This window comes from Marinifilum breve (assembly GCF_003202155.1).
GTDB lineage: Bacteria > Bacteroidota > Bacteroidia > Bacteroidales > Marinifilaceae > Marinifilum > Marinifilum breve.
This window is the reverse complement of the sequence record NZ_QFLI01000006.1, coordinates 1-14,301: the sequence shown is the minus strand read 5'-3', so window position 1 is coordinate 14,301 and position 14,301 is coordinate 1. Positions and strand designations below refer to the sequence as shown.

Below are 14,301 nucleotides of genomic sequence, written 5' to 3'. Positions count from 1 at the left end.
TTAGTAATCCGATTAAAATTTAATATTGATACCCATTCTGTAGGTAGTGGCAGGGTTGAAAGTATATCCATTACTAACACCTGCTAAACTGATTTCAGGATCTCCAGACTTGTAATCAGAGAAAGAGTGTACATTGTCCACAGTCATAAATACTCTTGCATAAGTCAAGAACATTTTATCCAAAAATCTTTCTGGAACAGTATAACCAAATGTGATATTTTTGATTTTAACGAAATCACCATCAACTAACCATCTTGATGAAGTTGAATTACTACTTGTATTGTTAGCCCATCTGTATTTTGGGATATCAGTATTAGTGTTTTCTGTAGTCCATGAATTCAATGCATCTTTTGCTAAGTTAGTAGCTTTACCTGAACCATCGTGCATGAATGTCTGGTATTGACCATCATAAATTTTGTGACCAAAAGCTGCAACTGTTTGAACAGAGAAATCAAATCCTTTGTACGATAGGTTGTTGTTTAAACCAAAGAAGAATTTTGGAGTAGACTGCCCCATATTGTATCTAGTAGCCTCGCTGTAAGATTTTGTTTTCACTTTCTCTACTGTTCCATCAGCATTTTCTTGATCCATATACCATTGAGCTCTACCATCTTCAGGATCTACACCTGCCCATTCTCTAATATAATATTCATAACGGCTATCACCAGCAACCCAGCGTTTTGTACCTTGAATTACCTGATCAACTGGTAGCGACTTAATTTCGTTCTTAATGTAAGTCATGGTAAGATCAGCATTCCAATTGAATTCTCCAGAAAGGATCTTTCCACTCAATTCCATTTCAAAACCTGAATTCTGCATCTCACCAATATTCATAAGTACAGAAGGGAATCCGGTAGTAGTAGGAAGAGGCACATTATATAATAACCCATCAGTATTCTTATTAAAATACTCAATTGTACCACTCAATTTAGAATCGAATAAATCAAAATCAACCCCAACTGAGAAATTGTCTGACTCTTCCCATCCTAATTGAGCATTAGGCAAGTTGGTGTGAGAAACACCAGTGATACCACCATAGTTTGCACCAAGGCTATAGTAATCACCAAACTTATAATTACCAATGTCATTAGTACCTAAAACACCATAAGAAGCTCTTAGTTTCAGATTATTAATCCAATCTGCTGACAAAAAGTTTTCTTCTGATAATCTCCAAGAGAAACCAACAGACCAGAAATTACCCCATTTATTATCTTCTCCAAATTTAGATGATCCGTCACGTCTGAATGAAGCAGACATATAGTACTTATCTCTAAAATCATAGGTCATGTTAGAGATGTAAGAAATCAAACCAACTTCAGTTGTTGATGAACCAGCATATCTAGGACTATTACCTGTAGACAATTCTGTAGAAATATCACCTAGAGAATATCCATTTTTAGTAGCATAAAAATCCTGATAGTCGTAGTCTGCTGCTTCGTAACCAAGCAATACATCAAAAGAGTGATCATCACCAACTTCAAACTTATAGTTTGCGGAAGTATGCATGGTCCAATCCATTGTATGATAGGTTTCTTTAGTAGAAAGTCCATTCTCTGTTGAACCTGATCCATAGTATGGATTCTGGAACGAATCACCTCTTCTAGTATTTAATCTTCCCGAAAGTTGACCTTTTAATGTTAAGCCATCAATTACTTCATAAGTAATAGACGGAGCAAAAAAAGCTGAAAAGCCATAATTGTCATCAAAATCTGCTTCCATCAAACCAATTGGGTTGTAATTTTTGTAGTTAGGGTTTGAATAGTCATAAACTCTGTTGCCTTGTTTATCCAAAACATATTCATAACTATGAGTTCCATCACCATTATCAATTTGATTTAACTGATACATTGGAGCTGCTGGAGAAAGTACATATGACAAATACAAGTGGTTATTTTCATTCGCCTTAGTTGTATAAGTACCCGAACCTTCGTAGTAAGATATCGTTGAGTTAACATTCACTTTTAAGTTATCACGCAAGTCAATAGAGTAATTAAAGCGAGTATTTGCCCCTTTGCTTTTTGAAGTACGCACAAATCCATCATACTTATACATACGCGCTGACCAATGGTAATTAGAATTTTCTGATCCACCACTTGCTGCAACATATATTTCATCCTTAGATGCATTTTCAAGAGCTTCGTCTTTCCAATTTGTATCATATAGCAACTTAGCACCTTCTTTAAGTGAACCATCCAAATTAAATGGCTCAGCCATATTATATGGATTTTTATTATTCATGTAATAGTTAAAGTAAGTATAAGCTCTGCTTTCTCCTACATAATTAACCATTCCTTTAAATTGGTGCTGATAATATTCTGCAGCATTCATTAAGTCCCATTCAGGCTCAATCATTTTTTCCACAGAATGCTGGTACTTAATTTCAAACGTAGGTTTTTTATCTTTTTTACCTTTTTTAGATGTAATAATAATTACACCATTAGCACCACGTGAACCATACAATGCAGTAGATGCCGCATCTTTTAGCACTGTAAAGTTTTCGATATCTTCATCATTTGGTTTAGGGGCACCAACAACACCATCTACAACATATAGAGGAGAAGATGAAGCTGAGAATGAACCGAATCCACGGATACGAATATCATCACCCATTACAGTAACACCAGCAACTTTACCTTGAATTACTTTACCAATACCACCAGAAACTTTTACAATATCATCTTTTTTCACCACAGATGCAGATCCAGTAAATGATTCCTTTTTAGCAGTACCATAAGCAACTACCATAACTTCATCCATTCCAATTGACTCATTCTCCATTACTACATTTAATGTAGAACCAGTAACTGTAATTTCTTGGTTAACCATACCAACGCAAGAGAAAACTAAAACACTTTCTCCGTCAGGTAGCTGTATTGTGTATTTTCCATCGAAGTCTGTGGAGGTACCGATGGTAGTACCTTTTACAATTACAGAAACTCCTGGTATTGTTAGTCCATCCTCAGCAGATGTTACAACCCCAGAAACTTCTCGACTTTGAGCTAAAAGCCCCTGCAACCCAATAAACATTAGGATTAGCGTCGAAACTAAACTTTTTTTCATAAATTTTTAGTTAGTGGATTAATTAATTTATTAAATAATTATTCATATATGAATCCTAAGCTTAATCCCTAGTTAAGCTATAGATAGAATACATACCCCTTTGAATTGTTTTATTTCATCGACTAATTAGGTGATTTATTGCACCCCTACGATAATTTTCACCTATTTTTAATTAATTTCCCTATTAATTAGTCGCAACCAAAGTTGTGAAAAAATGTTAAACTTTCAAATTATATTTTCATAAAAATATAATTTATCAATCTATTGATTGATAAACAATAACTTATTTTACTACTTACTATTTACTTCAAGTAAAATAATATGATATCTTATATCATTGATAATCTATCCTATTACACTAACGTTTGCGTAATTTTTTTCCACAACATACTCTTGCCTTAAGTATCAGATCTTATTTTGATTATCTTTGTATTTATAATCAAACTAAATAAGAATGGCTATTGTTAGAGATTTAAACGGAAAATCACCAAAATTTGGTAAAAACTGCTTTCTGGCCGAAAATGCGGCCATTATAGGAAATGTAGAAATGGGAGACGATTGTAGTATTTGGTATAGTGCTGTTCTTCGAGGAGATGTTCACTACATAAAGCTCGGGACCAATGTAAATGTTCAAGATAATGCTACCATACACGCTACTTATAAAAAGTCACCAACCAATATTGGAAACAACGTTTCTATTGCACACAATGCAGTTGTACATGGATGTACTATTAAAGACAATGTATTAATTGGTATGGGTGCCGTTGTATTAGATGATGCTGTAATTGAAAGTAATTCAATTGTTGCTGCTGGTTCAGTTGTTACCAAAGGAACTCATGTTGAATCAGGAAGTGTTTACGCTGGTTCTCCAGCAAAAAAAATAAAAGAAATCAGCCCTGAACTTCTTGAAGGTGAAATCAATAGAATAGCAAATAGCTACGCTATGTACGCAAGCTGGTATCAGACTGATGAAGAAACAATAAAAGAGTAGGATAATATTCCAATAAAAATAGCCTTCACAATAATGAAGGCTATTTTTATTTAGTAAGATATATGTCTTGCTTTCAAGTCGAGATTTAAAAATCGACTTGCCTTTTCTTCAAAACTATCAACGAATTCGGTTGTAAAAAACTCCCTTTCCGAATTTTTTGAACACCTAACGTCCATTTCTGGATGCCTAAACAAATAATCCTTTAAACTATTCGCTACAATTTCACCTTGGGAAATTAATTTTATATTATTTGGCAGAAATTTCCGAATTTCCTCCTTTAATAGTGGGTAATGAGTACACCCCAAAATAATCGTATCAATTTTTGGATCTTTTTTTAAAAGACTATCAATATTCTTTTTAATAAAAAACTGCCCTCCTGCAGATTGAAACTCATTATTTTCTACCAAAGGAACCCACATTGGACAAGCTTCTTGAATTACCACAATTTCCGGAAACAACTTTTTTATTTCTAAAGGATATGAATTTGAACGTACCGTTCCAACGGTTCCAAAAACACCAATATGTTTTGATTTAGTCAACAAACCAATCTCCTCAACGCTTGGTCTGATAACACCTAACACTCGTTTATTGGAATTAATCTTTGGTAGATCGCGCTGCTGAATTGTACGAAGAGCCTTCGCTGAAGCAGTATTACATGCAAGTATCACCAATTCACAGCCCATAGAGAACAATTGTTCCACTGCTTGCAATGTGTAATCATATACAACATCATATGATCTTGTTCCATAAGGGCTTCGCGCATTATCTCCCAAGTAGATAAAATCATATTCAGGCAGCTCATTTAAAAATTCATTTAAAATAGTTAGACCTCCATATCCAGAATCAAACACTCCTATTGCTTGCCTATTATTCTTCATTTATCATCATTTTTACTACATCAACATAGGTAAAAATAAAAAAGGTGGTATTAAAATACCACCTTTATCTAAAATATCTTGATACGAATATCTATTGTAGACCTAATTTAGCTTTTACCAATGGCATAACATCTGTACTATTATCTGCATGAAATAAGATAACACCAGTACTTATATCTAGGATATAAGTAAAACCATTTTCAGCACCAACATCCTTAATTGCTTTCGATGCTTTGTCGAAAATAGGTCTCAATAATTCATTCTGTGTTTTTTGTAGTTCTTGTTGTGCAAAACCATCAAAAGTTTGCATACGGTTTTGAAGATCTTGAATTTCCTTTTCTTTAATAGCTCGAACTTCTTCAGTTAAAGTTTCTCTTGCGGCAATATATGCTTGAGCTAATTTTTGATACTCAGCCTTCATTTCCTGAATTTGTTTATCGTACTCTTCTGCTTTTGCTTGTATTTGCTTTTGAGCTTGCTCCTTTTCTGGCATTATAGACAATAATTCATTTGAATCAATATGTCCTAATTTTACAGTTTGTGCAAATAAGTTAGCTCCTGTAAGAAGGAAAGCGGCTACTAATGTTACTTTTAAAAATTGTCTCATAGTATACTCAGTTAGTTTTTATTTGATATTTATTTAGTTCTTATACCTAATTTATACAGCACTTTATCGCTTAAATCAAATTTTGCATTGCTGTATATAATTGTTGGCCCATTAGCACGATCAATAATCATACCATAACTTCCAGACTTCGCTATCTCCTTGATTGCTTCATAGATATCATCCTGGATAGGCTTCATTAATTCTTGTCTTTTTTTATAAAGTTCACCATTTCTACCAAAGTATTTTTGCTGTAATTTTTGCGCTAACACTTCTTTATCGTGAATTTCCTTTTCTCTTTTTGCTTTCATTTCTGATGATAGAAAAACCTCATCAGCTCTAAATTTTGCATGTAATTCCTTAATTTCAGTTGCAACACTTTCAATTTCATTTTGCCATTTTTGAGAAAATTGATCCAATTGCTCCTGCGCATTTTTATAATCAGGTATCTTATTTAAGATATATTCCGTATCGACAAATCCATAGCGTTGTTGAGAATATGATTCTCCTATACAAACTACCAAGACTATTATCAATAAGATGATTCGTTTCATATTAATGCTTTTTTCAAACAAACTCTAAATTAAGCTAAAATACACGAGGAGTCAATACTCAACTCTTAAAATATGTTAAAATTGTTGACCAATTACAAAATGGAACTGACTACCGTTTTGTCCAGGTAGATTAGCTTCATCAAAACCATAAGCCCAATCAATTCCAAGAAGTCCAAACATTGGTAAGAATATTCTTAAACCAAGTCCCGCCGAACGTTTAAGGTTAAATGGTTGAACATCTTCAAAATCATACCAGGCGTTACCAGCCTCTGCAAATGCTAATGCATAAATAGTAGCTGATTGACTTAATGATAATGGATACCTAACCTCAGCAGTAAGTTTAGAGTAAACATTACCCCCCAAACGTCTACCATTGGCTTGAATTGGAGTTAAAGAACCATTTTCATAACCCCTTACCCCTATATTATCACTACCATACATGCTATAACCCGACATACCATCTCCACCAACTTCAAAACCTTCAAATGGTGATCTTTTGTCCTTATCGTAATATCCTAAATATCCAAATTCAGCTCCTGTATAAAGTACTAATTTGTCATTTTTAGGTAGCAATCCATTATACATCTTCCCCTTAAAAACCCACTTATGGTATTCTATCCACTTATATCTTTCATCATCTGCCGCTCTTTCATAATCCAAATCTTCAAATAAAGAATATGGAGGTGTGAATTTTAAACTCAAAGAGAAAGAAGAACCTCTACGCGTATATAATGGGTTATCTATAGAGCTTCTAGACAATGTAGTCGTGAAGCTAAAGTTATTTGAAGTTCCATCCGAAATTAAATAGTACTGCCAGTTTTTTAGCCTAAAATTTTGATAGCTTACTTCATTATACAAAGAGAAATAATCATCTGGCCATTTCAAACGACGAGCCAATCCAACACTAGCCCCAAAAATCTTTTGACTCTGTCCTGTATCAAATCGATCAGAACCTTGAGAGTAGTAATATGCGTTACGATTAAACCCAGTTTGTTGCGAATAATAAATTGATGTACTCAATGATGTAGGTTTTTTACCACCTAACCATGGCTCTGTAAATGATAAGCTGTATGAGTTATAATAAGATCCATTTGTTTGAGCACGAATACTTAATGTCTGACCATCACCAGTTGGTAGTGGACTCCAAGCTTCCTTATTAAATATATTACGAATAGAGAAGTTAGAGAAACGTAATCCTACTGTACCGATAATCATACCAGCACCCCAACCTCCTGAAAGTTCAATTTGATCGTTTGCTTTTTCAGCCAATTCATATGTAATATCTACAGTTCCACTTTCTGGATGTGGCTTTATATCCGGATTTATTGCTTCAGGATCGAAATGACCAAGCTGTGCTAACTCTCGCACAGAACGGATGATATCAGACTTACTAAATAATTCTCCAGGGTAAGTATACAACTCTCTTCGAGCAACATGCTCATGAGTTTTTGTATTACCAACAATATTAACACGGTCAATTGTAGCTTGCTTACCCTCAACCATTCGCATTTCGATATTAATAGAGTCTTTCCCAATTACTCTCTCAACCGGATTTACATTAAAGAATAAATAACCATTATCTAAATATAAGTTACTTACCGCATCATCATCTTCTCTTAATCGCTCATTCAGGTAGCTCTGATTATAGACATCACCCTGCTTAACCTTAAGAACTCTATCCAAATCATAACTAGTGTAAACAGTATTCCCAACCCAAGTAATATCATTAAAGAAATACTGATTTCCCTCTTTTAGCTTTAAATACAGATTAACCCTGTCTTCAGAAACTTGTTCAATACTATCAGAAATGATAATCGCATCTCTATAACCTTCTTCATTATATTTGGTAATCAAGCCAATCTTATCCTCATACCACTTTTCTTCAATGTATTTAGATGATTTAAAGAAGTTTCTTAATCGTTTTTCTTTGGATCCTTTTATGGCTTTCTTTACCTTTTTATCGGAAAGAGCCCCATTACCTTCTATGAAGATATTCTTAATCTTAATCTTATTATTTCTATCCATATTGATATCCAAAATCACACTATTTGCCTCATTTGGATCATCCCTCTGTAAAACATTAACATCTACATTATAGAATCCTTTTTCTTTAAAGTAGTTACCAACAATAGTATTAATGTTTGAGATCATATAATCGGTAACCTGAGTTCCTTTCTGAAGTTTTAACCTTTCCTTAATTTTATTGGTCTCACTTTTAGAGGTACCATTATAATTTACCTCCGATAATCTAGGTCTTTCTTGCAAGTGAATGTTTAAATAAATCTGCTTATCAATTAACTTTGTTGCTGTAATCTGAATATCAGAAAACAAACCTTGCTTATACAATTTATTAACTGCCTTAGTAACCTTTTCTCCAGGCACTTCTAGCTGAGATCCAACACGCAATCCTGATATTTGTACGAGTACGTTAGTTTCCAAATGTTTTACTCCTGAAACTGTTACACCACCCAATTCATAAGTTTTAGGGGAGTTGTAGTAAAGAGCTGGATTGTAAATCGTATCGGTTTCCTGCGCTATCGCAGTAAAACTTATAAAAAGGGTTAAAATAAAAGTTAATCGTTTAATCATTACTTAGCTTATAATGGTTAATTCTTAATTATCTGTTAACTGTTCACTTGTTTTACCAAACCTGCGTTCTCTGTTTTGATAACTATACAATGCTTTGTACAATTCTTCCTTATCAAAATCAGGCCAAAACAATTCGGTAAAATACAATTCGGCATAAGCCAATTGCCATAACAAGAAATTACTAATTCTTGTTTCCCCACTGGTTCTAATCATTAACTCAGGATCAGGAATACCAGCTGTAGTCAAGTGATTTTCAAAAATTGAATCGTCTATATCTTCTGAAGATATTTTCCCATCAGATACTTTATCAGCAATTGACTTAACCGCATTCACAATTTCCCATCTTGAGCTATAACTCAAGGCCAAGACTAAAGTCAATCCAGTATTTACCGATGTCGTATTGATGGTTCCATTCAATTTCTCTCTTACCTCCTCTGGCAAACTATCAAGATTCCCAATCGCCTTTAATCGAACATTGTTCTTCATTAAAGTTGGAGTTTCGTTCTCAATCGCCTCAACCAACAAAGACATCAACCCAAGAACCTCATCCTGTGGGCGATTCCAATTTTCAGTTGAAAATGCATAAAGGGTTAGGTAAGAAATTCCTAATTCTGCGGCTCCTTCTACAGTTTGTCTTACCGCTTCAACGCCATTCTGATGGCCTACAATTCTATGCTCGCCACGCATTTTTGCCCAGCGACCATTACCATCCATAATTATTGCCAAGTGAGAAGGCAATTTTTCTTTTATAATCTTTTCTTTGAATGACATATATTACTTAACAAATCGACCGTATGAATGACATTCTTCATTATCTGGAAATAGTTTATAACTAAACATGATTCCAAAGAAGGATGCCCAATCGTTATTGTGCATTAAATTGCTTTTGTTTAAACTATGAGGATCATCCAAGTGATCCAAATTATCGGTGAATGTTTTCCTAAAACTCCATTCTAATGCCGCAGTCCATCTTCCTCCCAGGTTATATTTAAATCCTGCTCCCATTGGGATGGTAAAGGATGACTCAGTACTACTTGGTGCGATATACCCGATACCTGCCGTTACATAGGGAACCAACTTTTTGGTTCTTGATTTTCCCGGAGACCAAAATGGCTGAAAATTAAATTCTGCTTGTAAAGACAAGTCAACCACATCGGTATCAAAAGAAGCGCCTCTATTTCGCTGATATTGATTCTTAAAATCTTTATCTTCTCCCTTTAATCCAGAAAACAACATACTTGCTCTTAAAGAATATCTGGGATTGAAATTGTACCTATATATTCCTCCAATTGCCACAGAACTTGAATAAAAATGATAGGTATGGTTTATATCACCCATGTAGTAGGCTGCTCCTCCATAAAAACCTAATTCTGCTTTGGTTTGCGAAAATGCCGAATTACAAACGACAAAAAAAAGTATACCAAAAATCAGTCTGCGCATAAAAACAAGTTTGTTTTTCACCTGTAAAATTGATTTGAGAGCCTTGCATATCGCTTTAATGCCCTGTTGAAACAGGATGTATTCTCCCAAATTTCATTCACAAGCTACAAAAGTAACATATAATCTTAAAAATCCTTATTTCAGGGGTAAAATATAATGCCTATCGAGTTAAATTTTGTTAAAATGAAAAACAGTATTACTTAGATTATTAATTACGTTTATCAACGCCCCACATTAGCTTATTGCGCAAGGTTCCGTAAAAGCTGTGAGTTCTCAATTTTAAAACTCTGATTTTAAAATCTGATTTTTTTATTTTAAGTTCAATTGAAGAATCAAATGTACACGAACGAGAATCCAAGGAAGCTAGATAGCTATCACTTCTCCCCTCTACCTTTAATGTAATTTCGTGATAGTTTGGCACTACAATAGGACGAACCGTTAAGTTATGAGGTGATATGGGAGAAATAATAAAATTCTGTGTATTAGGAATTAATATTGGCCCACCAACACTCAATGAATATGCTGTTGAACCCGTTGGCGTAGCAATAATTAACCCATCAGCCCAATAAGAGTTCAAATATTCATTATTCAGATAGGTATGAATGGTAATCATTGAGGCTGTATCAGTCTTATGCACGGTAAACTCATTAAGTGCATAATTGAATTCAGGAAACAATCCGTTCTTTGAGGTTTCCAATTGAAGCAAGCTCCTTTCCTCGATGGTATAATTCCCCTCAAAAATGTCTGATAATGCCTGTGGAATTTCATCCTGGGCAATATCTGCCATAAATCCTAATCTACCACTATTGATCCCCACAATAGGAATTCCTGCATCACGAACAATGGTCACAGCTTCAAGAAAAGTTCCATCTCCTCCAATAGAGAAAACGAAATCTACATCTTTATTCAAATCATCACACCCCTTGTAGTATCCATTAACGGGTGGTTTAAAATTGATTTCACGAATTAAAAAATCGTAAAATGGTTCATATATGTCTACCTCCACATTGTGTTTGGCAAACTCATCGAACATGAGTTTAAAGCTATCGGTAAAACTTTCATTAAAAAGTCGACCAAAAAGAGCTATTTTCATCCGGTTTGTGTTTGTTTTATTGATTTTCACAGACAATTGCACACATAAACGCATTCAATATCCGTAAAAGCAAATATAAAAGTTTCTCTTGTTCGGAAAACTTAATTCAATAAAGATTTGAAGATTTAAATCAGATGTTCAGAAATCGCATGAACGAATTGTAACGATCCTCTAACATGTCCTTCATATCATCTTCGCGCACATAAGTAGTCTTTATCGTATAATCGTAACGTAAAAAAGTTTGAATTATTGAGGTTAGGTTGCTACGATTTATTTTTATGGTGAGCTCTATCTTCCTGGAATCAGTCGCAGACTTCACATACAAGCTTAAAATTTTTGCATCGTTACTTTCAATAATTCTTGAAATCTCGCTAAGAGAATAGTCGACTGAATTAAGATCCAACACAATAATACCTCCTGGCTCTCGAACGGAATAAATCCTTTCGATATATTGCATTAAATCATTAAGCGTAATTAGGCCCACATATGTTTTTTCGTCTTCTAAAACGGGAATTACGGTAAGTTTAAGTCGTGATATAATCTCAATAACATCATATATATGGTGATTTTCCATTACATATGGGCTAAACAAAGACAACTTTTGCTTTCCTATTGGCTCCTCTGCCTGATTTAGGTCATAGATATCATTATCCGATATCAAACCCAAAAACTCATCTCCTTTCACAATTGGCAAATGAGATACACGAAAAATCTCCATCCAGTTTAGTGCCTGAATTCCAGTATCCGTTTCCCTTAAAACAGGAACTACATCAGAAATTAAATCTTTTGCGATCATAAATAGTTTTTCTAGGAATTACTTATATTTTTGCCGATAGGTAAATGAGTTACGATTTTTAAACTGCGCTTACCTTACATTTTAATCAATTAAGATTCTATTAAAATGACTAGACTTAGTGTAAATATAAACAAAATTGCAACATTACGAAATGCCCGCGGTGGCAATACTCCTAATGTTTGCGAAGCAGCTGTTAACTGCGAACGTTTTGGTGCAGAAGGAATTACCGTTCATCCGCGTCCAGATGAGAGACATATTCGCTATCAAGATGTTAGGGATTTAAAACCATTGGTAACTACCGAATTCAATATTGAAGGGTATCCTTCGCAAGATTTTATCGATTTAGTTCTTGAGGTAAAACCAGAACAAGTTACCTTGGTTCCGGATCCACCAGAAGCCATCACTTCAAATGCAGGTTGGGATACGGTAAAGAACAAAGATCTTTTAATTGGAATTATTTCTCAATTTAAAGCTGCAGGAATCCGAACTTCGATTTTTGTTGATACCAATTTAGCAAATGTTGAAGGTGCTGTAGCAACAGGAACTGATCGTATTGAATTATATACAGAACCATACGCAACAGAATATCCTGAAGATAAAGAAGCAGCTATTCGTCCATTTGTTACTGCTGCAAAAAGAGCCCACGAATTAGGTCTTGAAATTAATGCTGGTCACGATTTAAGTTTGGAAAACCTTCAATATTTTTATCAGGAAATTCCAAATTTGGCTGAAGTTTCGATTGGTCATGCTCTAATTTCTGATGCTTTGTACTTTGGCTTGGAAAACACCGTACAGATGTATAAAAAATGTCTTAAATAATATTTACAAGATATATTTTTAAAGGGTGCCAGCACGGTACCCTTTCTTTTTGCAATCTAATTATCTGGTAACCTGAGTTCGATTTAAAATATCCGACACAGAAAATCAGATTTATTCAAGATTTGTTTTTAAAAAACTGAAAGAATATCGGGATATTTTGAAGAGTTTTTAATGTAAAGATTGGATGAAAATGATTTTTCAAAGAATTTACATGCTTTTGGCATAAACTTCCTCAAATCACCTCGAAATATCCCGATATTCCTTCGAAAATTTGAGAAAATTTCTACTCAAAACCACTGTAAACTGTGACAATATTTTAAATCGAACTCAGGTTATTATATCTTTACCATTATGAAGTTGAATTATAGAAAAGTCGGAGAAGGATATCCATTAATCATTGTTCACGGATTATATGGCTCTTCGGATAACTGGTTGAGTGTTGCCAAAGAGTTGGGCAACAATTTCGAAGTATATATTTTAGATCAAAGAAATCATGGTGCTTCCCCACATTCCGATTCGCATACCTACGAGGATCTGAAAGAAGATTTACTGGAGTTTATGGATGATCACAAAATTGAAAAAGCTAGCTTACTAGGTCATTCAATGGGAGGAAAAACGGTAATGTTTTTTGCAGCTGATTACCCTGAAAGAGTAAACAATTTGATTGTTGCTGATATTGCACCAAAAAATTATACGAAAATTTCTGATTACGCTCCACAAACAATCGATCATGAAAATATCGTTTCGGCCATGCTAAATTTTAATCTGTCAGCATACAAAAGCAGAACAGAAATCGATCAAAAATTATCTGAAGATATCTCTAGCGAACGAGTACGACAATTTCTACTCAAAAATTTAAAACGAAACGAAAACAAAGAGTTTGTTTGGAAACTAAACATCAAAACCATTAGTGAATATTTGCCACAAATTATGGATGGGATGGATAAGGAAAAGTTTCAGAAAGGAAAAGGAATTACAGGCTTTCCTGTTCTATTTATAAAAGGCGAAAACTCTAATTACATCACCGATGACGATCATCAGCTGATTCGAACCATTTTTCCCTATGCCGAAATCACCACTGTTCCAAAAGCTGGACACTGGGTTCATGCAGAACAACCTAGATTACTGGTTAAAACAGTTGAATATTTTGTACTGGATTAATTTTCCACAAGAAAATAAAATACACTTTTATTCAATGATAGTCAGATATTAAACAAGCTCTTCCGCTGACGGATCACATCAATTATTTTTTTAATGAGTCCGCACGTTGGCGGAAGTGATCATTTATTTTTTTGACAAGCTCGCACGTCGGCGGAACACATTAATTAATTTTTTGATGAGCTCTTCCGCTGACGGAACACATCAATTATTTTTTCGATGAGTCCGTACGCTGGCGGAAGTAATCATTTATTTTTTTGACAAGCTCGCACGCTGGCGGAACACATCAATTAATTTTTTGATGAGCTCTTCCGCTGAC

At 34.3% G+C, this 14,301-nt stretch carries 12 protein-coding genes; 3 read left to right on the top strand and 9 right to left on the bottom strand.

All coding sequences use genetic code 11. The features are described from left to right. Positions 1-12: 12 nt before the first annotated feature. On the bottom strand, positions 13-3,060 hold the full coding sequence (locus DF185_RS13845; protein WP_110361356.1) for a SusC/RagA family TonB-linked outer membrane protein: 3,048 nt from the start codon (positions 3,058-3,060) through the stop codon (positions 13-15). A gap of 454 nt (positions 3,061-3,514) precedes the next feature. Between DF185_RS13845 and DF185_RS13840 the strand changes: the two genes are divergently transcribed. Beyond that, a complete protein-coding gene (locus DF185_RS13840) occupies positions 3,515-4,051 on the top strand; it encodes a gamma carbonic anhydrase family protein (RefSeq protein WP_110361355.1) in 537 nt (178 codons plus the stop codon). Between the two features lie 50 nt (positions 4,052-4,101). Here DF185_RS13840 and murI read toward each other — a convergent pair whose 3' ends face one another. The 8 genes from murI to DF185_RS13800 all read right to left on the bottom strand — a co-directional run bounded on the left by murI (position 4,102) and on the right by DF185_RS13800 (position 12,005). Beyond that, positions 4,102-4,929: a glutamate racemase gene (murI, locus tag DF185_RS13835; protein WP_110361354.1), complete on the bottom strand. Its 828-nt coding sequence runs from the start codon at positions 4,927-4,929 to the stop codon at positions 4,102-4,104. 91 nt (positions 4,930-5,020) lie between these two features. Then, positions 5,021-5,536 carry an OmpH/Skp family outer membrane protein gene (locus DF185_RS13830; RefSeq protein WP_110361353.1) on the bottom strand — a complete coding sequence of 172 codons (516 nt, stop codon included), beginning with the start codon at positions 5,534-5,536 and terminating at the stop codon, positions 5,021-5,023. Positions 5,537-5,565: 29 nt separating this feature from the next. After that, a complete protein-coding gene (locus tag DF185_RS13825) occupies positions 5,566-6,087 on the bottom strand; it encodes an OmpH/Skp family outer membrane protein (RefSeq protein ID WP_110361352.1) in 522 nt (173 codons plus the stop codon). A 75-nt stretch (positions 6,088-6,162) separates the two neighbouring features. Next, positions 6,163-8,676 (bottom strand): outer membrane protein assembly factor BamA, encoded by a 2,514-nt coding sequence (gene bamA / locus DF185_RS13820; protein ID WP_110361351.1) that lies wholly within the window; start codon positions 8,674-8,676, stop codon positions 6,163-6,165. A gap of 24 nt (positions 8,677-8,700) precedes the next feature. Continuing rightward, positions 8,701-9,447, bottom strand: coding sequence for an undecaprenyl pyrophosphate synthase (uppS, locus tag DF185_RS13815; RefSeq protein ID WP_110361350.1), 747 nt, complete (start codon positions 9,445-9,447; stop codon positions 8,701-8,703). 3 nt (positions 9,448-9,450) lie between these two features. After that, positions 9,451-10,137, bottom strand: coding sequence for a type IX secretion system protein PorG (gene porG / locus DF185_RS13810; protein WP_133250044.1), 687 nt, complete (start codon positions 10,135-10,137; stop codon positions 9,451-9,453). A gap of 187 nt (positions 10,138-10,324) precedes the next feature. Further along, positions 10,325-11,209, bottom strand: a complete 885-nt coding sequence (locus DF185_RS13805) for an NAD kinase (RefSeq protein ID WP_110361348.1) — start codon at positions 11,207-11,209, stop codon at positions 10,325-10,327. A gap of 130 nt (positions 11,210-11,339) precedes the next feature. Then, the gene (locus DF185_RS13800) at positions 11,340-12,005 is read right to left on the bottom strand and encodes a CBS domain-containing protein (protein WP_110361347.1); all 666 of its coding nucleotides are present in this window, start codon (positions 12,003-12,005) and stop codon (positions 11,340-11,342) included. A gap of 105 nt (positions 12,006-12,110) precedes the next feature. Between DF185_RS13800 and DF185_RS13795 the strand changes: the two genes are divergently transcribed. Together DF185_RS13795 and DF185_RS13790 are read left to right on the top strand one after the other, a co-directional pair. Further along, a complete protein-coding gene (locus DF185_RS13795; protein WP_110361346.1) occupies positions 12,111-12,824 on the top strand; it encodes a pyridoxine 5'-phosphate synthase in 714 nt (237 codons plus the stop codon). Positions 12,825-13,175: 351 nt separating this feature from the next. Then, positions 13,176-13,985 (top strand): alpha/beta fold hydrolase, encoded by an 810-nt coding sequence (locus DF185_RS13790; RefSeq protein WP_110361345.1) that lies wholly within the window; start codon positions 13,176-13,178, stop codon positions 13,983-13,985. The last annotated feature ends 316 nt before the right edge of the window (positions 13,986-14,301 follow it).

Coding starts and splice junctions, on each gene's coding strand:
- DF185_RS13845 (WP_110361356.1), bottom strand. CDS start 3,060: ATGAAAAAAAGTTTAGTTTCGACGCTAATCCTAATGTTTATTGGGTTG.
- DF185_RS13840 (WP_110361355.1), top strand. CDS start 3,515: ATGGCTATTGTTAGAGATTTAAACGGAAAATCACCAAAATTTGGTAAA.
- murI (WP_110361354.1), bottom strand. CDS start 4,929: ATGAAGAATAATAGGCAAGCAATAGGAGTGTTTGATTCTGGATATGGA.
- DF185_RS13830 (WP_110361353.1), bottom strand. CDS start 5,536: ATGAGACAATTTTTAAAAGTAACATTAGTAGCCGCTTTCCTTCTTACA.
- DF185_RS13825 (WP_110361352.1), bottom strand. CDS start 6,087: ATGAAACGAATCATCTTATTGATAATAGTCTTGGTAGTTTGTATAGGA.
- bamA (WP_110361351.1), bottom strand. CDS start 8,676: ATGATTAAACGATTAACTTTTATTTTAACCCTTTTTATAAGTTTTACT.
- uppS (WP_110361350.1), bottom strand. CDS start 9,447: ATGTCATTCAAAGAAAAGATTATAAAAGAAAAATTGCCTTCTCACTTG.
- DF185_RS13805 (WP_110361348.1), bottom strand. CDS start 11,209: ATGAAAATAGCTCTTTTTGGTCGACTTTTTAATGAAAGTTTTACCGAT.
- DF185_RS13800 (WP_110361347.1), bottom strand. CDS start 12,005: ATGATCGCAAAAGATTTAATTTCTGATGTAGTTCCTGTTTTAAGGGAA.
- DF185_RS13795 (WP_110361346.1), top strand. CDS start 12,111: ATGACTAGACTTAGTGTAAATATAAACAAAATTGCAACATTACGAAAT.
- DF185_RS13790 (WP_110361345.1), top strand. CDS start 13,176: ATGAAGTTGAATTATAGAAAAGTCGGAGAAGGATATCCATTAATCATT.